The following is a 22,322-nucleotide window of genomic DNA, read 5'->3' as shown; positions in this document are numbered from 1 at the left end:
GAGGAACGCCCCGATGCTCATCAAGAAAAGCCCGGCGACCTCCGGCGGCCGCCACCTGTCCCGCACCCTGGCCCAGACGCTGGCCTCCGCCACCGGCGTCACCGTCGACCGCCGCGCCTTCCTGCGCAGCTCCGGCATCGCCGCCGGCGGCGCCGCGCTGGCCTCGGCGCTGCCGTTCGGCATGGTGAAGAAGGCCGACGCCGCCACCCCGGCCGCGCCCGCCGGCGCACCGGTCAAGCAGGTCAAGTCGGTCTGCACCCACTGCTCGGTCGGCTGCACGGTGATCGCCGAGGTGCAGAACGGCGTGTGGATCGGCCAGGAGCCGGGCTTCGACAGCCCGATCAACCTGGGCTCGCACTGCGCCAAGGGCGCCTCGGTGCGCGAGCACGCCCATGGCGAGCGCCGCCTGCGCTACCCGATGAAGATGGTCGACGGCAAGTGGACCCGCGTCGGCTGGGACCAGGCGATCACCGAAATCGGCGACAAGCTGCTGGCGATCCGCGAAAAGTCCGGCCCGGATTCGGTGTTCTGGCTCGGCTCGGCCAAGCACAGCAACGAACAGGCCTACCTGTTCCGCAAGTTCGCGGCCCTGTGGGGCACCAACAACGTCGACCATCAGGCGCGCATCTGCCATTCGACGACGGTGGCCGGCGTGGCGAACGTCTGGGGCTACGGCGCCATGACGAACAGCTACAACGACATCCAGAAGTCGCGGGCGATGTTCTTCATCGGCTCCAACGCGGCCGAGGCGCACCCCGTCGCCATGCTCCACGTCCTGAAGGCGAAGGAGCAGAACAACGCGCCGCTGATCGTCGCCGACCCGCGCTTCACCCGCACCGCCGCCAAGGCCGACGAGTACATCCGCTTCCGTCCCGGCACCGACGTCGCGCTGGTCTGGGGCATCCTCTGGCACGTCTTCGAGAACGGCTGGGAGGACAAGGACTACATCGCCAAGCGCGTCTACGGCATGGACGACATCCGCGCCGAGGTCGCCAAATGGACCCCGGCCGAGGTCGAGCGCGTCACCGGCGTTCCGGGCTCGCAGTTGAAGCGCGTCGCGCGCACGCTGGCGTCGAACCGTCCGGGCACGCTGGTCTGGTGCATGGGCGGCACCCAGCACCACATCGGCAACAACAACACCCGCGCCTATTGCGTGCTGCAGCTGGCGCTGGGCAACATCGGCGTGTCGGGCGGCGGCACCAACATCTTCCGCGGCCACGACAACGTGCAGGGCGCCACCGACTTCGGCGTCACCTCCGACAGCCTGCCCGGCTATTACGGGCTGGCCGAGGGCGCCTGGAAGCATTGGGCCCGCGTCTGGGACGTCTCCTACGACAGCCTGCTGAAGCGCTTCGGCTCCAAGGCGCTGATGGAGAGCACCGGCATCCCGGTGTCGCGCTGGTTCGACGGCGTGCTGGAAGCCAAGGAGAACATGGACCAGCCCAACCCGCTGAAGGGCATGGTCTTCTGGGGGCACGCGCCGAACAGCCAGGTCCGTCTGCCCGACATGAAGAAGGCGATGGAGGCGCTGGAACTGCTGGTCGTCGTCGATCCCTACCCGACGATGACGGCGGTGCTGTCCGATCGCAAGAACGACTTCTACCTGCTGCCGGCGGCGACCCAGTTCGAGACCTCGGGCTCGGCCACCGCGTCGAACCGCTCGGTCCAGTGGCGCGAGAAGATCGTCGAGCCGCTCTTCGAGTCGAAGACCGACCACGAGATCATGTATCTCTTCGCCAAGAAGTTCGGCTTCGCGGAGGATCTCTGCAAGGCGATCAAGGTCAACGGCAACGAACCGCTGATCGAGGACATCACCCGCGAGTGGAACCGCGGCATGTGGTCGGTCGGCTACACCGGCCAGTCGCCGGAACGCATCAAGCTGCACATGCAGCATCAGGCGACCTTCGACCGCACCACGCTGCGCGCCAACGGCGGCCCGTGCGACGGCGACTATTTCGGCCTGCCCTGGCCGTGCTGGGGCACGCCGGAGATCAAGCATCCCGGCAGCGCCAACCTCTATGATCCCTCCCTGCCGGTGGCCGAGGGCGGCGGCGCCTTCCGCGCCCGCTTCGGGGTGGAGCGCAACGGCGTGACCCTGCTGGCCGAGGGCTCCTACCCCGAAGGGTCGGCGATCAAGGACGGCTATCCGGAAGTCACCATGGCGATGCTCCAGAAGCTGGGCTTCGACACGGATCTGACGGCGGAGGAACTGGCGGTCATCCAGAAGATCGGCGGCGACAAGATCGGCACCGTATCCTGGACCACCGACCTGTCGGGCGGCATCCAGCGCGTGGCGATCAAGCACGGCCTGAACCCGCCGGGCAACGCCAAGGCGCGCTGCGTCGCCTGGAACTTCCCGGACCCGGTTCCGATCCACCGCGAGCCGCTCTACACGCCGCGCCGCGACCTGGTCGCCAGCTACCCGACCTACAAGGACACCAAGTCCTGGCGCCTGCCGACGCTCTACAAGTCGATCCAGGACCGCGACGTCTCGAAGGAATACCCGATCATCCTCACCTCCGGCCGTCTGGTCGAGTATGAGGGCGGCGGTGACGAGACGCGCTCCAACCCCTGGCTGGCCGAGCTGCAGCAGGACATGTTCGTCGAGATCAACCCCTTCGACGCCAACAACGCCGGCATCAAGGACGGCCAGATGGTGTGGGTGGAAGGGGCGGAGAAGGGCCGCGTCAAGGTCAAGGCGATGGTCACCGAACGCGTCGGCCGCGGCGTCGCCTTCATGCCGTTCCACTTCGGCGGCGTGTACCAGGGGCAGGACCTGCGGTCCAAATACCCGGCCGGCGCCGACCCGATCGTGCTGGGCGAGGCGGCGAACACCGCAACGACCTACGGCTACGACTCGGTGACCCAGATGCAGGAAACCAAGACCACCCTTTGCCGCATCCAGTCGGCTTGACGCGCGGGAGTTTGAACCATGGCCCGGATGAAATTCCTGTGCGACGCCGAACGCTGCATCGAGTGCAACGCCTGCGTCACCGCCTGCAAGAACGAGAATGAGGTGCCCTGGGGCATCAACCGCCGCCGTGTCGTCACCATCAACGACGGCAAGCCCGGCGAGCGGACGATCTCGGTCGCCTGCATGCATTGCTCCGACGCGCCCTGCAAGGCGGTCTGCCCGGTCGACTGCTTCTACCAGACCGACGAAGGCGTGGTCCTGCACAACAAGGATCTGTGCATCGGCTGCGGCTATTGCTTCTACGCCTGCCCGTTCGGCGCGCCGCAGTACCCGCAGGCGGGCAACTTCGGCAGCCGCGGCAAGATGGACAAGTGCACCTTCTGCTCCGGCGGTCCGGAAATCGACAACTCGGACGCCGAGTTCAAGAAGTACGGCCGCAACCGTCTGGCCGAAGGCAAGCTGCCGCTTTGCGCCGAGATGTGCTCGACCAAGGCGCTGCTGGCCGGCGACGCCGACATGGTGTCGGCCATCTACCGCGAGCGCGTCGTCGCCCGCGGCTTCGGTTCCGGCGCCTGGGGCTGGGGCACCGCCTACCAGACCCGGTCGGGCCAGGAGCGCGACCGCAGCGCCGGCGGCGGGATGTTCCAGGGCACCGGCGGCCCGGGTCCCAACCCCGGGGCCATCCCCGGTGCCGGCGGCGGCATGCCGACCCAGAAGCAGGGGCTGTGAGGGTGACACGCGCGCTGCTGCTGGCGTTGGGCGCCGCGGTCCTGCTGGCCGGGTGCCAGGAGGATGCGGCGCCGCGTCCGATCCATCTGGACAAGGGCGTCTACCAGGGCGCGGCCGACACGCCGCGCACCCCGGAAGAGCTGCGGGCGCTGCAGCAGCGCACCGCCTACCAGGCTGTGCGATAGGGAGCGTCCGATGGAAGGTCATCGCATGAAGGCGGCTGTGGCGGTTCTGCTGCTGGCGGTCGGTTTGGCCGGCGGAGCCGCGTTGCCGGCCGCCGCCCAGTCCAGCGTCCGCGTCGGCGGTCCGGTGGACCAGCACATCGACCGCGACGCGCCGCCGGTGGCGAACCAGATCCCGGGGCAGAGCCGGGCCGACTCCTGGCACGGCATCCGGCTGGGCGAGCAGGGCACCGTCTCGATTCCCAACAAGCAGGCCGGCGTGCTGATCCAGTCGGAGGGCGAGGCGTGGCGCGCGGTGCGCAACGGTCCGCTCAGCCAGTACGGCTCCTGGATGCTTGGCGGCATCCTGGCGCTGCTGGCGCTGTTCTTCCTGCTGCGCGGCCGCATCCGCATCGACGGCGAGAAGACCGGCCGCACCATCCAGCGCTTCAACGCGTTCGAGCGCGGTGTCCACTGGATGACCGCCGGCAGCTTCGTCGTGCTGGCGATCTCCGGGCTGAACGTGCTGTACGGCCGCCACACGCTGCTGCCGCTGCTCGGGCCCCAGCCCTTTGCCACGCTGACCCAATACGGCAAGCTGGCGCACAATTACCTCGGCTTCGCCTTCATCCTGGGGGTGGCGCTGACCTTCGTGCTGTGGGTCGGGCACAACATCCCGTCGCGCCACGATCTGGTGTGGTTCCTGAAGGCGGGCGGCCTGTTCTCCAAGGGCGTCCACCCGCCGGCGCACAAGTTCAACGGTGGCCAGAAGATCATCTTCTGGTCGACGGTGGTCGGCGGCGCCGCGCTGGGCTTCACCGGCGTCCAGCTGATCTTCCCGTTCAGCTTCGCCACGATGGAGCAGATGCAGCTGTTCCAACTGGCCCACGCCGCCATTGCGGTGGTGATGATCGCCATCATCCTGGCGCACATCTACATCGGCTCGATCGGCATGGAAGGCGCCTTCGCCGCCATGGGCGACGGGCAGGTCGAACTGCAGTGGGCGCGCGAGCACCATTCCCTGTGGGTCGAGGACGTCACCGGCGAAAAGGTCCGCCACGGCCACCACGGCACGCCGGCGGAGTAGGGCGGGCGGGGAGGCGGCAAGGGGCTTGACGGCCGATGGCCCCCATGGCCCCCTGACGCGTCCCACCCACCCGGAAGCCCGCCATGACCGCTTACCTCGCCGAACGTCAGGCCGTGATCGACGGTTGCCTCGCCATGAACCGGCTCGGCGTCAACCAGGGCATGTCGGGCAACCTGTCGCACCGGGTCGAGGGCGGCTTTCTGGTCACGCCGACCAGCCTGCCCTACGACGCGATGACGCCGGACGACATCGTCGAGATGGGGTTCGATGGCACCTATCGGGGTGAGCGGCGGCCGTCGTCGGAGTGGCGCATCCATCGCGACATCCTGCGGGCGCGGCCGGACACGGCGGTGGTGCTGCACGCGCACCCAACCTTCGCCACCGCACTGGCCGTGCATGGCCGCGGCATTCCGTCCTTCCATTACATGGTGGCGCTGGCCGGCGGCGATTCGATCCGCTGCGCGCCCTACGCCACCTTCGGCACGCAGGAACTGTCCGACCACGCGCTGGCGGCGCTGGAGGGGCGGACCGCCTGCCTGTTGGCCAACCACGGCATGATCGTGCTGGGGACGAGCGTCGCGGCGGCGCTGGCGCTGGCGGTCGAGGTTGAAACGCTGGCCCGCCAGTATCTCTACGCCCAGCAGCTCGGCGAGCCGGTGATCCTGCCGCCGGAGGAGATCGCGCGGGTGGCGGAGAAGATGCGGCGGCTGAAATACGGTCAGCCGGTCGACGACGGCGACGCGCCGGAAGACACCGCCCGCCCGCTGGCCTGATCCGTCGGAACGGACTGATCCGTCTTACGGCGAGAGCTGCGTCATCGTCGATGTGGTGGCCAGATGGCCGGCGGGCTTCAGCGAGGCGACGCTCAGCAGCGGCTTGGCGTTGCCGACCGCCTCCAGTTGCAGCGGCCGTTCCTCCGCCGGCGGTTCGTAGACCGCGGGCAGGGCGATGGTGATGCGGGTGCCCTGGCCGGGCTCGCTGGCGACCTCGATGTCGCCGCCCAGCATCGCGGTGTAATGGCCGACCAGGGTCAGTCCCAACCCGGCGCCCCGCGGCTTGCCCTGGCCGCGGGTGGCGATGGCGCCGCTGCCGGCGCCCTGGACGAAGGGCTGGAACAGCCGCCCGGTCTGGGCGCTGGGGAAGCCGCGGCCGGTGTCGGCCACGGTGAAGCGGTACCAGCGGGCGCCGTCGCGCTCGATCCGCTCGGCCGACAGGGTCACGGTGCCGCCCTGGGTGAATTTGCAGGCGTTGTCCAGCAGGTTCAGCAGCGCCTGCCGCACCTTGGTGAAGTCCGAATGCATCTGCCCCAGCCCGGCCGGCGCCGTCAGGTCCAGCGCGTTGCCGTGCAGGTCGGCCGCCGGCATCGAGCGCTCGCGCGTTTCGGTCAGCAGCCGGTTGATGTCGAAGTCCTGCAGGCAGACGTCCATCGCCCCGGCCTCGACCTTGGCGTAGTCGAGCAGGGTGTCGACCAGCGCGGTCAGCTGCTCGCCGGTCCACTGGATGTGCTCGATGTCGGTCGCCAGTTCGTCCACCCCCAGCCGGTGCAGTTCGGTCATCAGCGACTGGCTGGCGTTGACGATCTCGGTCAGCGGGCCGTGCAACTCCTGGCCCATGTTGACCAGGAAGTCGCTCTTGGCCTGGCTGGCGGACTCGGCCAGCGCCTTCTCGCGCAGCAGCCGGGTGTGTTCGGTTTCCGCCTCGCGGCGCTGGCGCTCGGTGTCCTCGGTGATGCCGCGCAGGGTTTCGACGGCGCGGGCCATGGTGGCGATCTCGTCGCGGCCGGTCAGCGCCGGCAGCGTGACGTCGGTGCGGCCGGCGGCCAGCGCGGTCACCGCGGTCGCCATCGTCCGCACCGGCCCGGCGACGCTGCGCTGAACCAGCCACAGCGCCAGCAGCCCGGCCAACAGCAGGATGCCGCCGATCCACAGCGCGACGCGGGTGTAGCCCGACAGCCCGTCGGCCAGCGTGCCGCGCAGTTCCCGCGTGCCCGCCTCGGCGCGGCGGCGGATCTCGCCCAGGTTGGCGGCGATGCCGGCGGCGTTGGCGGCCATCGCCTCGGCCCGCAGGTTGTCTTCCTCGGTGACCGTCGATTCGATGGCGGTCAGGATGCCGCCGGCCTTGGACAGCAGTGTCCCGACCTCGTCGATCACCTGCTTGGTGCCGGGAACCCAGAGGTAGCGGTTCATTTCCGCCAGACGATCGCGGGCGATGGCGAGCTGGGCGCGCATCGCCTCGGCGTCCTGCGGGTCGCGGCGGTCGATGTAGCGGGTCAGATGCTCCTGCATCAGCAGCACGGCGATCGCGGCGTCGCTGGCCAGCGCGGTCGAATCGACGCCGCCGGCGCTTTTCAGCAAGTCGAGCTTCTGCCGGGTCTGACCGACCAGCGGCTCCAGCCCGTTCATCACCTGGCCGTTGCGCTCCGTGCGCAGCCGGATGAGGGTCTGGACCGCCTTCCAGTAATCGTCGAGCGAGGCGCGCGCCTTGTCCACCCCCTGGCGGTCCGCCGTCTCCACCGCGCCCTTGCCCAGCGTGTCGAGCCGTTCCGCCAAGGTGTCGTGGCGCCAGGAGGCGTCGAGCAGGCTTTGGTCGTCGCCGTAGGTCAGATGGTCGCGGACGGCGACCTCCAGGTCGCGCAGGCTGACGTCGGCGTCGGCCGCCGCCTGGGACAGGTCCGCCCGGCCGGAGAAGGCGCCGACGTCGCGCGACACCGCGTAGAACCAGCCGAGCCCGACCACTCCCAGCAGCACCACCAGCGCCAGGGCGACGCCGAAGCCTGCGGTGACCCGGGCCGACACGGTCATGTCGCGGAATCGGGTCCGGCCGCCGCTCCGGGACAGAATGCCGTTCCGCTTCACACCGACTCCCAATCGCGCTAGTGCCTGATCATTCGCGCGGAATCCCGAAGGCCGGGGGCCACGCGGCGCGGATTGTAGCCTGCGAAACCCCCCAGGCAAACAGACAAGTGTGGGACGGGGTACCGCCAAAGGTCAGACGGCGCCGTCCCCGCCGCTGAACGCGTAGGCGTGCATGCCCAGGCTGCCATGTTCGAAGCCGGCGTGCAGGCGCTCGGCGCGCGGGTGGGGGCCGGCCGCGCCCAGCGCCACCGGCAGCGGCAGGAAATGCTCGTCGCTCGGGTGGGCGCGGCGGGCGTCGGGGCAGGCGTCGAGCCAATTGCCCAGCGCCTCGGTGTCGCCGGCCGCCAGGGTGGTGTCGAGCCAGTTGACGAAGCCCGAAGCCCAGGCGGCGACGCCGGTGCCGCCGAAGCGGAACTCCCGCAGATTGTGGACGGCGCCGCCGCTGGCGAGGATCAGCACGCCCTCGTGTCGCAACGCGTCCAGCCGGCGGCCGAGCGCGATGTGGTCGGCGGCGCTGCGGTTCGGCATCACCGACAGCTGGGCGACCGGGATGTCGGCCTCCGGGTACATCAGCATCAGCGGCACCCAGGCGCCGTGGTCGAGCCCCTGCGATGGGTCGATCGCGGCGCCGGTCAGCGCGGCGACGCGCTCCGCCAGCGCTGGCGCACCGGGGGCCGGGTAGCGCATCCGGTACATCACATCCGGGAAGCCGTAGAAATCATGGATGGTGTCGGGCGCCGTGGCGCCGCTGACCGTCGGCTGCCCGGTGGTCCAATGGGCCGACACGGCGAGGATCGCGCTCGGGCGGCCGAGCCGGCGGCCGAGCGTCGCGAGGAAATCGCGGCCGGCGCTGGTCTCGATGATCAGGGTCGGGGCGCCGTGCGACACGAAGACCGACGGGAAGACCGTGGCGGCGTCAGCGGGAAGGGCGGTGGCAAGGGAATCAGCGGGTGTGGCGGGCATGGAAGGGCGGGGCTCCGGCCGGGCAGGGGAGGGCGGCGACGGCTCCATTCGACCAAAGAAAAACCCCGGCGCCAAGGCCGGGGTTTTTCGAAACTCCGTTGTCCGTTCCGCAACAATCGCCGCGGGGGACACCGGCTCATGCCGATCGGGCCAAGCGGCCCGCTCAGTGCAGGTGCTTCGGCAGTTCGGAGATCGACTTCTCGATCAACGCATCCGCCTGGACCGGGGGCAGGCCACCGGCCAGCACGCGGCGGCTGGCGCCGATGGCGACGTCCACCGTCAGGTTGCGGACCTCGGCCACCGCCGTGGCTTCCGCCTGGGCGATGCGGTCCATGGCCTGGGCCTCGCGGCGCTTCAGCGACGCTTCGAGGTCGGCACCGGCCTGATTGCGCAGACGGTCGGCCTCTTCGCGAGCGTGGGCCAGGACGGCCTCCGCTTCCTTCAGCGCGTCGGCCTGACGCTGCTGGTAGCTGTTGAGCAGGGTCTGGGCGTCCTTATGAAGACGCTCGGCCTCGTCCAACTCGGCGCGGATCTTCTCGGCACGGCCGTCGAGCATGCCGCCGACCGCCGCCGACACCTTCTTCCAGACCAGCACGGCGAAGATGACGAACGCGATGGCGACCCAAAATTCAGGTGCGTTCATCCCCGGCGCTCCTCAAGCACGGCCGCGACCGCGGCGTCCGCCTGGGCCTGGTCGACCTCGACGCCGGCCAGACGGCCGGTGATGTCGCGGACGATGTCGGTCGATGCGGTGCGGATGTTGGTCAGCGCCTGTTCCTTCGCCGCGGCGATCGACGCCTCGGCGGTGCGCAGACGCTCGGCGATGTCGGCGTTCAACGCGGCCTGACGGGCCTGGTTGTTCGCTTCGATGTCGGCGCTGGCCTTGCCGATCAGGGCCTGGGCCTCGCTGCGGGCGCCGGCGAGGGCCGCCTCGACCTGGGCCAGCACGGCCTCGGCCTGTTCCTTCAACTGGGCAGCCTTCGCGAGGTCACGCGAAATGCGCTCCTGGCGCGCCTCCAGAACCTCGGCCACGCGCGGGAGCGCTTTCTTGGACATGAGGTAATAGAGAACGCCGAAGGTCAGCGCCAGCCAGAAGATCTGGGTCGGGAAATTGGCGGGATTGAGCTGCGGCAGGCCGCCGGAAGCGTGCTCGCCGCCATGCGCCGCGTCCGGAGCGTGCTCCGCCGCGGCCGCCAGGACGGTGCCGGCCATCGTGGTGAGGGTGACGAGCGAGGCGCCCGCCACTCCCGACCAGCGGGCCAGCCGGCCTTTGGCCAACAGGTTCGGCATGATCGGTCCCCCTAGGCAAAGGAGCGGCGCCGAAACTTCGCTAAGAAGCCCGGCGCCGCGTCAGAGCTGTTTTTTTGAAAAGCCGCTCTGGCCTTAGGCGAACAGGATCAGGAAGGCGATCAGCAGGGCGAACAGCGCAACGGCTTCCGTCAGCGCGAAGCCCAGAATGCCGATCGGGAAGACCTTCGGCTGGACGGCCGGGTTGCGGGCGATCGAGCCGATCAGCGTCGAGAAGATGTTGCCGATACCCATGCCGACACCGGCGAGGGCGATGACAGCCAGACCGGCACCGATGAACTTGGCGGCTTGAGGATCCATTGTACTCTCTTCCTCTAGGTAAGGGTGAACTGGTTGGAACTTGAGGTGAACAGGGTGTCCGGCGGGTTGCCGGGAGCGGCTCAGTGCAGCTCCAGCGCGTCGCGGATGTACAGGCAGGTCAGGATCGAGAAGACGTACGCTTGCAGGAAAGCCACCAGGAACTCGAAGCCGGTCAGCGCCACGTTGATGGCCAGGGGCACGAGGCCGGTGACGAAGCCCAGCGCGCCGAGACCGCTGATCATCATGACCGTGAAGCCGGCAAACACCTTCAGCATCGTGTGACCGGCCATCATGTTGGCGAAAAGTCGGATCGAGAGGCTGACGGGGCGCATCACGTAGGAGATCACCTCGATCGGGATGAGGATCGGGGCAAGCGCCACCGGAGCGCCGTGCGGCATGAAGAACGTGAAGAAGTGCAGGCCGTGCTTCAGCAGGGCCAGGATGGTGACGAACACGAACACCGTCGCCGCCAGCGCGAAGGTCACGATGATGTGGCTGGTGAAGGTGAAGGTGTAGGGGATCATGCCGATCATGTTGCCGATCAGCACGAACATGAAGATCGCGAACACGAACGGGAAGTAGGGGCGGGCGTCGTGGCCGGCGTTGTCGCGCACCAGGTTGGCGACGAACTCGTACGACATCTCGGCCAGCGACTGCAGGCGGCCCGGGACCATCGACTTGTTCGCCATGCCCATCACCAGCAGGGCGTAGATCGCCGCCACGGCCACGACCATGTAGAAGGCCGAGTTCGTGAACGACACGTCATAGCCGCCGAGCACGATCTGAAACAGTGAGTGGATTTGGAACTGGTGCAGCGGATCCAAGGTCGTCCTCGCTCAGTGTTCGTCGCCGTCTCGGCGCTCGTTGTCGTCCCCAGTGGGCCGGCGGTAGCCGGCGGCGATTCCGAAGCCGCTGACGGCCCGGTAGACGTTCAGGACTCCCGCCGCGGACCCCAGGAAGAACATGACGATCAGTCCCCAGGGCGCGGTGCCGAGCCAGCGATCGAGCAGGAGCCCGCCACCGACGCCGACGATCATGGCCGCGATCAACTCCGAGCCGATGCGCCAAGCGGCACCGAGAGCGCTCTGTGGCGGGCGGTGGTATTTGCTACCAGACTCGCCCGACCAGCCGCGTTGTCCCTCGCGCGCCTTGCGCAACCGGGCTTCGAGGTCCTCCAAGGGATCGGGGGGCGATTTGTTGTTCATGCCGCCTCTCAATCTCTCCAGGCTCGCAGCCATGCGAAAGCGGCGAGACCATACGGGTGGGGCGTTGCACTGTCAAGTCGCAAAACCCTCCAGCTAAGTCCTTGAAAAGACTATAAAAGGAGGGAAAAGCCGCCGTTTTTGCCGCGGTGCGGCGCGATGTCCCGCTCCAGCCTGCGAAAAAACCGGGTGGTATGACCGGTTTTCGCGGCTTTCAGGCGGTTTTTCACCCCTTCCGCGCCGGTCAGCCGGCGATTCGGCTCCCCAGATCCTGCGCGATGCGGTCGGCGGTGGTGCCGGCGGGATACACCCCGACGAAGCGGCCGTCCGGTCCCATCAGGTAGATGAAGCTGGAATGGTCCATCAGGTACTCGTCCGGCTTTGCGTCCTTTTGCGGCGCTTTCGCGTAATAGACACGATAGGCGCGGGCGGCTTCGCGCACCTGGTCGGCGGTCCCGGTCAAGCCGACCAGCCGGGGGTGGAACAGCCCGACATAGTCGTTCATGTGCGCCACAGTGTCGCGGTCCGGGTCGACCGTGATGAACAGCGGCTGCACCTTGTCCGCCTGCGGCCCCAGCAGGTCGAGCGCCTGGGTCATCACCCCCAGCTCGGTCGGGCAGACGTCCGGGCAGTAGGTGTAGCCGAAATAGATCAGCAGGTATTTGCCGCGGTAGTCGGCGTCGGTGACCGTCTTGCCGTGGTTGTCGGTCAGGGTGAAGGGGCCGCCGATCGGCACGGCGCTCTTCGTGCCGCTTTCGACGGAGGAGGCGGCGTGGTTCACCTGCCACCACGCGATGCCGGCGGACACGGCGATGGCGAGGACGGAGGCGGCGGCGATGCGGAGGATTCGTGCCTTCATGATGCGTCAGGAATGGGCCTGTGCGCGGCACAGGTCAAGAGGCGTGGTCGGGGACCGTCAGGCCGCCCGTCCCGTCACCCCGCCCGCCGCCGCCTGTCCCGCCAGATGCTCGCCGATGCGCTTGTCGACGCGGCGGATGTGTTCGAACAGCCATTCGCGCACCAGCGCCAGCAGCTCGTCGGCGACGGAATCGCCGGCGTCCAGGCGGCTCATCAGGTTGCCGGCGCGTTGGCGCAACGCCTCGTGCTGGGCCTTGTGGGCGACGCGGTCGGGGTAGGCGCACTCGTCCATCAGGCGCTCCTCCTGCTCGAAATGCAGGACGGTGTAGGCGATCAGCCGGCCGACCGCCTCGCGCAGCGCCGTCCGGCCCGAACCGCCGCGGGCGTTCCCCGCCGCTCCGGCCAGGGAGGCGGCGTCGTTCAGCAGGGCGATCAGGATCATGTGGTCGGTGTCGATCCCGGTTTCGCCGACCGCCAGTTCGCCGGTCCAGGGCATGAAGATGGCGGCGTCGCCCGCCCCGTCCCCGGTCCGGTCGCCGTGCAGGGCGGCGAGGGGGGCGGCGGTGATCGCCTCGACGTTCACCAGGAAGGCGTCGACCATGCCGCGCAGGCTGTCGGCCTGACGCGACAGCCCGCCGGCCGCGCCTAGCAGTGCGTCGGCCGAGCGTTCGGTTTCCAGCGCCGCTTCCGACACCGCATCGATGCTGCTGGACACCAGCCGGGTTCCTTCCGCCGCCTCGCCGGCGCTGCGGGCGATCTCACCGGTGGCGGCGCCCTGCTGCTGGACGGCGGCGGCGATGGAGGTGCCGATCTCGTCGCTGCGGGCGACGATGGTGCCGATGTCGTGGATGGCGGCGACGGCGGACCGCGTCGCCTCCTGCACGCTGGCGATGTGCTGGGCGATCTCCTCGGTCGCCTTGGCGGTCTGGCCGGCCAGATTCTTGACCTCGCCGGCGACGACGGCGAAGCCCTTGCCCATCTCGCCGGCCCGCGCCGCCTCGATGGTGGCGTTCAGCGCCAGCAGGTTGGTCTGGCTGGCGATGCCGGCGATCAGGCCGGCGACCTCGCCGATCTTCTGGGCGGCGCTGCCCAGCCCGTCGACCTGGGCACCGGCGCGTTGCGACGCCTCCACCGCCTGCGTCGAGATGGCGGACGAGGTCACCACCTGCTCGCCGATCACGGCAATCGAGCCGGTCAGCTCCTCCGCCGCCGCGGCGACGGTCTGCACGCTGGTCGAGGCCTGCTGCGACGCCCCGGCGACCGAGGTCGCCTCGCGCCGGTTGCGGTCGGCGGTGGCCGACAGGGCGCGGGCGGTCGTCTCCAGCGTGGTGACGGCGACGCCGACCGTGCGGATGGTTTCCGCCACGGTGGCGTCGAAACGGTCGGTCAGCCGCTTCAGCGCGTAGGCGCGCTGCTCGCTGACCTCATGCTCGATCCTCTGGCGCTCCCAATGGCCGGAGAGGTCGATCTGCTGGACGCGGAAGATCTCCACCGTGCGGGCCATCGCGCCGATCTCGTCGCCGCGGTCCGTACCGGCGACGGCGACCGCGCTGTTGCCGCCCGCCAGCTCCTGCATGACGCGCCCCAGCCCGTCGAGCGGCCGGACGATGGCCCGGCTGACCAGCAGCGCCACCAGCGCGGCCACCAGGCCGATCAGCAGCCCGGTGCCGGCCAGCCGCAGCGCCGCGGCGCGGAAGGCGGTGTCGACGTCGTCGATGTAGATGCCGGAGCCGATCAACCAGCCCCACGGTGCGAAGCCCTTGACGTAGGACAGCTTCGCCACCGGTGTCGCCGAGCCGGGCTTCGGCCACAGATAGTCGACGAAACCGGCGCCGTCGGCCTTCACCACACGCACGAACTCCTGGAACAGCAGCTTTCCATTGGGATCGGCGCTCTGCGAGACGTCGGTGCCCTCCATCTCCGGCTTGATCGGGTGCATGATCATGCGCGGCGCCAGATCGGTGATGAAGAAATACTCGCCGCCGTTGTGGCGAAGCGCCCTCAGCGCCGCCTTGGCCTGGGTCTGCGCCGCCGCGCGGGGCAGGGAGCCGGCGCGCTCCTGCGCCTCGAAATGGGCGAGCAGGGTGTGGGCGACCTCCACCACGTTGCGGGTCTTGTCCTGGCGGTCGGCCGTCATTTCCGCCCGGAGCCCGAGCAGGCTGACCACCGCCACCAGAAGCAGCCCGGCGCCGGACGCAGCCAGGATCAGCCCGATCTTGCCCTTGATGCTGATGCGCTCGAACACGGTGACGGTCCCCCCGGAAACAACGCCGTAAAAGTCCCTAAAGTTGTCGGGACTTTTGCCGGGGCCGGGCGGCCCGTCAAGTCAAAATGTTTGCATGACGTATGTTTATTTCAACGGAATGTCACGATTGCAACCATAACCGGGTGTGTCGGGCGAAGTTCCGCCACCGGATGGCGGAAAGCGCCGCGCCGGCGCCTTCCGCACAACCAGCGCTTTAAAGACTGGTCAGAGGACGGTCAGCATGCTGGCGACCAGCGGGTGGCGGACGATGTCCTTTTCGGTCAGGCGCGCCACCGCGATGCCCTCCACCGCCTCCAGCCGGCGGGCGATGTCGGCCAGCCCGGACAGGTTGTCGAGCAGGTCGGTCTGGTCGGGATCGCCGGTCAGCACCATGGTGGAATGCCAGCCCAGCCGGGTCAGCAGCATCTTGATCTGGGAGTAGGTGCAGTTCTGCGCCTCGTCGATCACCACGAAGGCGTTGTTCAGGGTGCGGCCGCGCATGAAGCCGACCGGCGCGATCTCGATGGTGCCGTCGGCCATCATGGCGCGCAGCCGCTTCGAACCGAGCCGGTCGGTCAGCGCGTCGTAGAGCGGGCGCAGGAAGGGGGCCATCTTCTCGTGCATGTCGCCGGGCAGATAGCCGATGCTCTCGCCCGCCTCGATCGCCGGGCGGGACAGGACGATGCGGTCGACGCTGCCATCCTCCAGCGCCTCCACCGCCGAGGAGATGGCGAGGTAGGTCTTGCCGGTGCCGGCCGGCCCCAGCGCGACCACCAGATTGTGCGTCCGGATGGCGTCCATCAGCTGCTTCTGGTTCGGGTTCTGCGGCTTGACCTTGCGGAGATAGCTCTGGTCGCGGCGCTCCTCACCCCCCAGCGGATCCCAGGCGAGGCCGGCACCGCCGCCGATGCCCGGGAACAGCGGGTGAACCGTGGAGTCGTCCGCCGTGGCAATGACTTTGCTCGAACGCTTGGCCATGTCGCATCTCCTCGAAAGGTGGGATTGGCGCTGATTCCGGGCACAAAAAAGCCTCCCGCAGGGGGGAGGCTCGATCGGTCGCGTGGGTGCATGCTGGTCGGTGCTGCGGCCGGGCGCTGTGCCGGAGCCGGTCGTGCCGGTGCGGGCCGACCGCGAAGAGCCCGGCGACCCCATAGGCCGCCGCGCCCCGTGCCGCCCCGCCCGATGCCCCTCCGCACGAGGCCGCCATGCGATCCGACGCGGGCCCGCCCGTGGACACTGGGGCGGAACGCCGGGAGCACGCGATCCTCGATGGGCGAAACAAGGTGCAAGAGACCCTCGTCATCGGTGGAAGCCACACAACGCGACTGTACCGGTGATAACGCCCGGCGTCAGGCAGAATTGCGGTCGACGCAAAATATTCATACCAGATGTGGTGTGGGTGCCGCAGGAAAGCCGTCGACCCGGCGATGGTAACCCTTTCCGCCGAGGCGGGGTCCGGCGGCGGATGGCCTTCCGGCGGATGACCCCGAAAGGCTTTGCCGCTGCCGGCCGCTTTCATTACTATAGGTCGAGTGGGGGAAATCGAACGATACGCTGCAACTCAGGCCTGTCCGCTGTGACCGCCGGCCATGCTCGTCATGGCTGTGGTCCGCAGGGCCGGGCCCATGCCGGGTGCCTGCCGGCCGTCCTGGACGGTTGGGCGGCCGACCGGCAAGCGGTGGCGTGGCTTTCGATTGTCACCCGGGAGGACCGGGAATCTCTTGAACCGGACCGGTGCGGACGGCTAGAAGGCGCGGATTGGCTGGCTCGATGCCGGTGCCGGAGCTTCGAGGCTCACCGGCGGATGCTGCGGGACTGCGCTTGGGAGCGCGCTTCCGGGGACCGCGGACGCACGGTCGTGGGGCGGCAGGAACGAACGGGAAGGCTACGGTGAGCAGCGCCAGTCAGGTCGCCGAACGGGATGTGCCGTTCCAGTTGCGTGGCAACTCCTTCACCATGATGGTGCTGAAGGTTTTCGCCCCGACATCGCCGGATTTCTTCACCCAGCTGAACGTCAAGGTGCGTCAGGCGCCGAACTTCTTCCGCAACGCGCCGGTCGTGCTGGACTTCGACGACCTGCCGGAGGGCGTGGTCTTCGACCTCGGTGCCTTCGTGGCGCAGGTGCGGGCGCAGGCCCTGCTGCCGGTCGGCTTCCAGGGCGGGCCGCAGCCGGTGCGCGAGGCGGCGATGACCGTCGGCCTGACGCCGATGCCGTCCGGCCGCGCCGCCAAGCTGGAGGAGGTCGTGAAGGCCCCCGACCCGCGCGTCGCCGACGCGGCGCCGGTGGCGGCGCCGCAGGTGCTGATCGAGGTGGTGCATCGCCCGACGGTGGTGGTGACCGACCCGGTGCGGTCCGGCATGCGGGTCTATGCCGAGAAGACCGACCTGATCGTCACCAGCGCCGTCTCACCCGGGGCGGAACTGCTGGCCGACGGCAACATCCATGTCTACGGCGCCCTGCGCGGCCGGGCGCTCGCCGGCTTCTCCGGCGACCCGACCGCCCGCATCTTCTGCCATAGCCTGGAGGCGGAGGTGCTATCGGTCGCAGGCAATTATCGGGTAAGCGAAGACATCGGCAGTGACTTTTACAAGAAAGCCGTGCAGGTTTTCCTGCGCGACGGGGTGCTCAGCATGGATCTGCTGAAGACCGTGTAAAGGTTCGGTCGATAGAATCTTGTCCGGGGACGGAAACTCCGGATCGTTGTGGTATCGGTGACGGCAACTTTGGGATTATGGGAGAGGCTTCGTTGAGCAAGATCATCGTCATGACCTCCGGCAAGGGCGGTGTCGGCAAGACGACCTCGTCCGCGGCCTTTGCGACCGGGCTGGCCCTGCGCGGCTTCAAGACGGTCGTCATCGACTTCGACGTGGGCCTGCGCAACCTCGATCTGGTGATGGGCTGCGAGCGCCGGGTGGTCTTCGACTTCATCAACGTCATCAACGGTGAAGCGAAGCTGAACCAGGCGTTGATCAAGGACAAGCGGATCGAGAACCTGTACATCCTCCCGACCTCGCAGACGCGCGACAAGGATGCGCTGAGCCGCGACGGGGTGGAGAAGGTTCTGAACGAGCTGTCGAAGGAGTTCGACTACATCCTGTGCGACAGCCCGGCCGGCATCGAGCGCGGCGCCCTGATGTCGCTGTATTTCGCCGACCACGCGATCATCGTCACCAACCCGGAAGTCTCGTCGGTGCGCGACAGCGACCGCATCCTGGGCGTGCTGAACTCGCGCTCCCGCCGGGCGGAGCAGGGGCTGGAGCCGGTGACGCAGCAGCTGCTGCTGACCCGTTACGACCCGGACCGCGTCGAGCGGGGCGAGATGCTGAAGGTCGACGACGTGCTGGAGATCCTGGCGATCCCGCTGCTTGGCGTCGTTCCGGAAAGCCAGGCGGTGCTGCGCGCGTCGAACGTCGGCATGCCGGTGATCCTGGACGAGGCGTCGAACGCCGGCCAAGCCTACATGGACGCGGTTGGCCGCTTCCTGGGCGAGGACATCGACCACCGCTTCGTCAACCCCCAGAAGAAGGGCCTGTTCAGCCGGCTCCTGCGGAGGAGCGCATGAGCATCTTCAGCTTCTTCCGTTCGGCGCCGCGCCCGTCGGCGGTCCAGGCCAAGGAGCGGCTGCAGATCGTCATGGCGCACGAGCGCGCCGGGCGCAGCGGCCCCGACTATCTGCCGATGCTCCAGCAGGAACTGCTGGCGGTGATCGCCAAATACGTCGACATCGACCAGAACAAGGTCGAGGTGAAGCTCGACCGCGGCGGCGACTGCTCGACGCTGGAGGTCAACATCGAGCTGCCGGCGCGCGAGCAGGCCAAGGCGGCGGCCGCCGCCAAGGCGGGCGACAAGCCGGCCGGCAACGACGATGCGGCGGCCAAGCGGCCGGTCAGCGGCGGTTCGGTCAACGGCAGCGCCAAGAAGCGCGGGTAAGGCACGGCGTTCCCTCTCCAGCATTGAGGGAGGGGGAACGCGGCCTCCGGTGCTTGGCCGCGACGTGGTGGCGTCACGGCGTCGCGGCATCGGACATAGGCCGTTCCTGATCGTCCGTCCGGGTTTACGGGCGGGCCCCGACGGGGTATCTACAGGGATACGCCGTACGAAAGGTCAATGGCTCCAACGGTCTGGAGCGCCGGCCCGCGGCGGGCCGTTCCATGACGACCGGCCAGCGGACAAGACCGACCACGGGATGAGAGGGTGCCGATGTTCCTCGACTGCTCGTCGCTGCTTGCCGAAAACCCGCCGCGCCTGTCGAACGGCATCGCGGTCACGGACATCGATGGCGACGGCGTCTGCGAACTGGTCGTGGCCGGCTACGGCACCGCCAACCTCGTCCTGAAATGGGTCGACGGGCGTCTGGTCGACATCGCCAACCCGCTGATCGCCGATCCGACCGGCCCCGCGGTCGGGCTGGCCGCCGCCGACGTCGACGGCGACGGGCGGGAGGAGCTGTACATCGTCAACTGCGACCGCTCCACCGGCTCGAAGGACATGGCCGACCGGCTGCTCGCCTGCTTCGGGCAGCATTGGCTCGACCTGTTCGCCCAGGCGGAGAACACCGGCGCCGGCAACCACACCGCCGCCCGCGCGGTGGCGGCGCTCGACCGCTGGGGCCACGGGCGCTACGGCTTCGTGGTGACGACCGACGGCGGGCCCTTGCGCCTGTACGAGCTGACCCGCCGCGGCCGGCTGGAGGATGGGGCGGAAGAGGCCGGGCTCGACGCCATCGGCGCGGCGCGCGGCGTCACCGCCCTGCCGATCGTCTCCGACCGCATGGACGTGGTGACGGTCAACGACGGCGGCCCCAACCAGCTGTTCCGCAACCTGGGCGACGGCAATTTCGAAGAGATCGCGGACGAGCGCGGCATCGCCGACTCGCGGCCGTCGGGCCGGGCGGTGGCGGCGCTCGACGCCGACGGCGACGGGCTGTTCGACCTGGTGGTCGGCACCTGGGACGGGGCGCAGCGGCTGTTCCTGCAACGGATGGGCGGCGGCTTCGTCGAGTCGGCCGGCCCGGACCTGTCGATGCCCGGCCGGGTCTTCACCGTCGTGGTCGCCGATTTCGACAACGACGGCTACGAGGAGCTGTTCTTCCACACCCAGGGCGAGCCGAACCGCCTGTTCGGCTGGCGTCACGACCAGTGGCAGGAGCTGGAGTTGGGCGACGCGGCGGAGCCCAAGGGGATGGGCACCGGCGCGGTGGCCGCCGACATCGACGGCGACGGCCGGCTGGAACTGGTGCTGGCCCATGGTGACGGCACGGCGCAGCCGCTGTCGGTCTACCGCCCCACGGGCAACCACAATGGTTGGCTGCGGGTCCAGCCGCTGACCCCCTTCGGCGCCCCGGCCCGCGGCGCCGTGGTCAGCCTCACCGCCGGCGGACGGCGGCAGCGCCGGGTCATCTGCGCCGGGTCGGGCTATCTCTGCCAGGGCGAACCGGTCGCCCATTTCGGCCTGGGTCCCCTGCATACGGTGGAGGAGGTTGAGGTCCGCTGGCCGGACGGCACCGTGGTGACGGTCGACAACCCGCCGGCCGGCCGGCTGCTGGCCATCCCCTATCCGCCGGAGTGACCCACCGCGCCGGCCGAAGGCGGTGAGGCACGTGGGCAACGCCCATCATCCGCGTGCGGATATTTCATCGCGGCAACATGTTCGGTCTTTTCTGCAACGGTTCGTCACTTTACATTGGCGTTCGTTGCGACGCCCAGGCTTCGGGCCTTCGCGCGGTGTGTCGATCCGGACATTTTCCGACCTTGCCACGGCCGTGCGTCGACAGATCCGACGCGCGGCGGGCGCATGAGCGACCCGCTGCGGGCGATTGGGGGCGGGCGGTGGCGCCGGCCGGGCTGACAGGCGGGAGACCGGAAGGCATATGGCACGACGCGACGTTCCCCTGACGGGGGTGGAACGCTTCTTCGACCCGGATGAGGTCATCGTTTCCAAGACCGACCTGAAGGGTCGCATCACCTATTCGAACCGGGTGTTCCAGCGCGTCGCCGGCTACAGCGAGGCCGAACTGATGGGCGCGCCGCACTCGATCGTGCGCCACCCCGACATGCCGCGCTGCGTCTTCAAGCTGCTGTGGGACACGCTGGCGGCGGAGAAGGAGATCTTCGCCTATGTCGTGAACCGGGCGCGCAACGGCGACCATTACTGGGTCTTCGCCCATGTCACGCCCAGCTTCGACGCTGACGGCCGGGTGATCGGCTACCATTCCTCGCGCCGGGTGCCGGAGCGGTCGGCGGTGGACAAGGTCATCCCGCTGTACCGTCAGCTTCTGGACATCGAGAACAGCCACGCCGACCGCAAGCAGGGGATGGAGGCGGCCTTCGCCGCCGTCGTCGCCCTGCTGGCCGACAAGGGGATCGGGTATGACGAATTCGTCTTCTCTCTCTAAGGCCGGCGGGTTGGTGGCGCTGGGCGGGGCCGCGGTCGTGGCCCTGCTGGCGGTCGACGCCCTGGGGGTCGGTGGCGTGGGGTCGGGCGGCATGGCGCTGCGCGCCGGCCTGGCCGTCGCCGCGCTGGCGGCGCTGGGCGGGGCCGGGCTGTTCCTGCGGCGGACCATGACGGTGGTGGACCGGTTGACCGCGGTGAACCGCGCCGTTGCCGGCGGTGACTTCGAGGCCCGGGTCGTCGGCATCGGCGAGGGCGGTGCGCTGGGCGCGCTGATGGACTCCACCAACGACGCCATCGACCGCACCGACGCCTTCGTGCGCGAGGCGACCGCCTCGATGCACGCGGTGTCGGAAAACAAGTATTTCCGGCGGATTCTGCTGCGCGGCATGCAGGGCGGTTTCCTGCACGCCAGCCGCACCATCAACGCCGCGACCGAGAGCATCGCGGGCAAGGTGACCGGATTCGCCGGTGTGACCCAGCGCTTCGAAAGCCAGATCCAGAGCGTCTGCGCCGAGGTGGCCGACACCGCCCACCAGTTGGAGGTCTCCGCCCGCAGCATGGAGACCGACGCCGACCATGCCACCGGCAAGGCCTCGTCCGTCGCGGCGGCGGCGGCGCAGACCGGCAGCAGCGTCGGCAGCGTCGCCGCCGCGACGGAGGAGCTGTCGGCCTCCATCGCCGAGATCACGCGCCAGGTCGGCGAGGTCGCCAAGGTGGCGGAAAGCGCCGCGGGCGAGGCCGAACGCTCCAACGCGCTGGTCGCCACCCTGTCCGGCGCCGCCCGCACCGTCGGCGACGTCATCACCCTGATCAACGACATCGCCAGCCAGACCAACCTTCTGGCGCTGAACGCCACCATCGAGGCGGCGCGGGCGGGCGAGGCCGGCAAGGGCTTCGCCGTCGTCGCGCAGGAGGTCAAGCGGCTGGCCGACCAGACCGCCAAGGCGACCGGCGAAATCGCCGGCCAGATCGCCGGCATCCAGTCCTCCACCGACGAGGCGGTCGGCGCCATCGTCGGCATCGGCCGCACCATCCACGCGATCAACGAGATCGCCGCCGGCATCAGCGCCGGGATCGAGCAGCAGGGCTCCGCCGTGCGCGAGATCGTCGCCAACATGGAGCAGGCCGCCGCCGGCACCCGCGCCGTGTCCGACGACATCCAGGACGTCACCGACGCCGCCGGCCGCACCAGCGGCACCGCGCACGAGGTGTTCGCGGCGTCGGAACGCATGGCCGCCGAGGCCGATCGCCTGACCCGCGAGGTTCAGCGTTTCCTGGACGACATGCACCGCGTCGCCTGACGCGC

General features: G+C 69.2%; 20 protein-coding genes and 1 pseudogene. 11 read left to right on the top strand and 10 right to left on the bottom strand.

Annotated elements, in window-relative coordinates; all coding sequences use genetic code 11:
* Positions 1–13: 13 nt before the first annotated feature.
* The 5 genes from TSO352_RS13935 (at position 14) to TSO352_RS13915 (ending at position 5,664) form a co-directional block, all read left to right on the top strand.
* Complete coding sequence (locus tag TSO352_RS13935) at positions 14–2,914, top strand: formate dehydrogenase subunit alpha (RefSeq protein ID WP_109107909.1); 2,901 nt, start codon at positions 14–16, stop codon at positions 2,912–2,914.
* Between the two features lie 18 nt (positions 2,915–2,932).
* Positions 2,933–3,643: a formate dehydrogenase FDH3 subunit beta gene (gene fdh3B / locus TSO352_RS13930; protein WP_247872090.1), complete on the top strand. Its 711-nt coding sequence runs from the start codon at positions 2,933–2,935 to the stop codon at positions 3,641–3,643.
* Between the two features lie 2 nt (positions 3,644–3,645).
* Entirely contained in the window at positions 3,646–3,828 is a 183-nt protein-coding gene (locus TSO352_RS13925) for a hypothetical protein (RefSeq protein WP_109107908.1), read from the top strand.
* Between the two features lie 25 nt (positions 3,829–3,853).
* The gene (locus TSO352_RS13920) at positions 3,854–4,891 is read left to right on the top strand and encodes a formate dehydrogenase subunit gamma (protein WP_109107907.1); all 1,038 of its coding nucleotides are present in this window, start codon (positions 3,854–3,856) and stop codon (positions 4,889–4,891) included.
* 83 nt (positions 4,892–4,974) lie between these two features.
* The gene (locus tag TSO352_RS13915) at positions 4,975–5,664 is read left to right on the top strand and encodes a class II aldolase/adducin family protein (protein ID WP_109107906.1); all 690 of its coding nucleotides are present in this window, start codon (positions 4,975–4,977) and stop codon (positions 5,662–5,664) included.
* Positions 5,665–5,688: 24 nt separating this feature from the next.
* Here TSO352_RS13915 and TSO352_RS13910 read toward each other — a convergent pair whose 3' ends face one another.
* The 10 genes from TSO352_RS13910 to TSO352_RS13865 all read right to left on the bottom strand — a co-directional run bounded on the left by TSO352_RS13910 (position 5,689) and on the right by TSO352_RS13865 (position 15,600).
* Positions 5,689–7,692: a HAMP domain-containing sensor histidine kinase gene (locus TSO352_RS13910; RefSeq protein WP_247872089.1), complete on the bottom strand. Its 2,004-nt coding sequence runs from the start codon at positions 7,690–7,692 to the stop codon at positions 5,689–5,691.
* 186 nt (positions 7,693–7,878) lie between these two features.
* Positions 7,879–8,709: a class III extradiol ring-cleavage dioxygenase gene (locus TSO352_RS13905; RefSeq protein WP_109107904.1), complete on the bottom strand. Its 831-nt coding sequence runs from the start codon at positions 8,707–8,709 to the stop codon at positions 7,879–7,881.
* 163 nt (positions 8,710–8,872) lie between these two features.
* Entirely contained in the window at positions 8,873–9,352 is a 480-nt protein-coding gene (locus TSO352_RS13900) for a F0F1 ATP synthase subunit B (protein ID WP_109107903.1), read from the bottom strand.
* Positions 9,349–9,999, bottom strand: a complete 651-nt coding sequence (locus TSO352_RS13895) for an ATPase (RefSeq protein ID WP_109107902.1) — start codon at positions 9,997–9,999, stop codon at positions 9,349–9,351. The genes TSO352_RS13900 and TSO352_RS13895 overlap by 4 nt, the downstream gene beginning before the upstream one ends.
* A gap of 93 nt (positions 10,000–10,092) precedes the next feature.
* Positions 10,093–10,317, bottom strand: a complete 225-nt coding sequence (locus TSO352_RS13890; RefSeq protein ID WP_109107901.1) for an ATP synthase subunit C family protein — start codon at positions 10,315–10,317, stop codon at positions 10,093–10,095.
* An 80-nt stretch (positions 10,318–10,397) separates the two neighbouring features.
* Positions 10,398–11,141 carry a F0F1 ATP synthase subunit A gene (locus TSO352_RS13885; protein WP_109107900.1) on the bottom strand — a complete coding sequence of 248 codons (744 nt, stop codon included), beginning with the start codon at positions 11,139–11,141 and terminating at the stop codon, positions 10,398–10,400.
* Positions 11,142–11,153: 12 nt separating this feature from the next.
* A complete protein-coding gene (locus tag TSO352_RS13880; RefSeq protein WP_109107899.1) occupies positions 11,154–11,522 on the bottom strand; it encodes an AtpZ/AtpI family protein in 369 nt (122 codons plus the stop codon).
* Between the two features lie 241 nt (positions 11,523–11,763).
* Positions 11,764–12,378: an SCO family protein gene (locus TSO352_RS13875; RefSeq protein ID WP_109107898.1), complete on the bottom strand. Its 615-nt coding sequence runs from the start codon at positions 12,376–12,378 to the stop codon at positions 11,764–11,766.
* A 57-nt stretch (positions 12,379–12,435) separates the two neighbouring features.
* A complete protein-coding gene (locus tag TSO352_RS13870) occupies positions 12,436–14,622 on the bottom strand; it encodes a bacteriohemerythrin (RefSeq protein WP_109107897.1) in 2,187 nt (728 codons plus the stop codon).
* 225 nt (positions 14,623–14,847) lie between these two features.
* A complete protein-coding gene (locus TSO352_RS13865) occupies positions 14,848–15,600 on the bottom strand; it encodes a PhoH family protein (protein WP_109107896.1) in 753 nt (250 codons plus the stop codon).
* Positions 15,601–16,512: 912 nt separating this feature from the next.
* On the opposite strand from TSO352_RS13865, the gene minC reads away from it, so the two are divergent.
* The 6 genes and pseudogenes from minC to TSO352_RS34270 all read left to right on the top strand — a co-directional run bounded on the left by minC (position 16,513) and on the right by TSO352_RS34270 (position 22,317).
* Positions 16,513–17,277, top strand: coding sequence for a septum site-determining protein MinC (minC, locus tag TSO352_RS13860; RefSeq protein WP_109107895.1), 765 nt, complete (start codon positions 16,513–16,515; stop codon positions 17,275–17,277).
* A 92-nt stretch (positions 17,278–17,369) separates the two neighbouring features.
* Positions 17,370–18,185: a septum site-determining protein MinD gene (gene minD, locus TSO352_RS13855; protein ID WP_109107894.1), complete on the top strand. Its 816-nt coding sequence runs from the start codon at positions 17,370–17,372 to the stop codon at positions 18,183–18,185.
* Positions 18,182–18,430 (top strand): annotated as a pseudogene (minE, locus tag TSO352_RS13850) (cell division topological specificity factor MinE); the annotation flags it as partial. The gene minD and the pseudogene minE, both read left to right, overlap by 4 nt.
* Before the next feature lie 393 nt (positions 18,431–18,823).
* A complete protein-coding gene (locus TSO352_RS13845) occupies positions 18,824–20,191 on the top strand; it encodes a CRTAC1 family protein (protein ID WP_109107892.1) in 1,368 nt (455 codons plus the stop codon).
* A 301-nt stretch (positions 20,192–20,492) separates the two neighbouring features.
* Positions 20,493–21,017, top strand: coding sequence for a PAS domain-containing protein (locus tag TSO352_RS13840; protein ID WP_109107891.1), 525 nt, complete (start codon positions 20,493–20,495; stop codon positions 21,015–21,017).
* Positions 20,992–22,317, top strand: coding sequence for a methyl-accepting chemotaxis protein (locus TSO352_RS34270; RefSeq protein WP_109107890.1), 1,326 nt, complete (start codon positions 20,992–20,994; stop codon positions 22,315–22,317). The genes TSO352_RS13840 and TSO352_RS34270 overlap by 26 nt, the downstream gene beginning before the upstream one ends.
* The last annotated feature ends 5 nt before the right edge of the window (positions 22,318–22,322 follow it).

Origin of the sequence: Azospirillum sp. TSO35-2 (genome assembly GCF_003116095.1) — a bacterium.
Classification (GTDB): Bacteria; Pseudomonadota; Alphaproteobacteria; order Azospirillales; family Azospirillaceae; genus Azospirillum.
The sequence above is the reverse complement of the archived record's forward strand: the minus strand, read 5'-3'. Positions and strand labels throughout refer to the sequence as shown.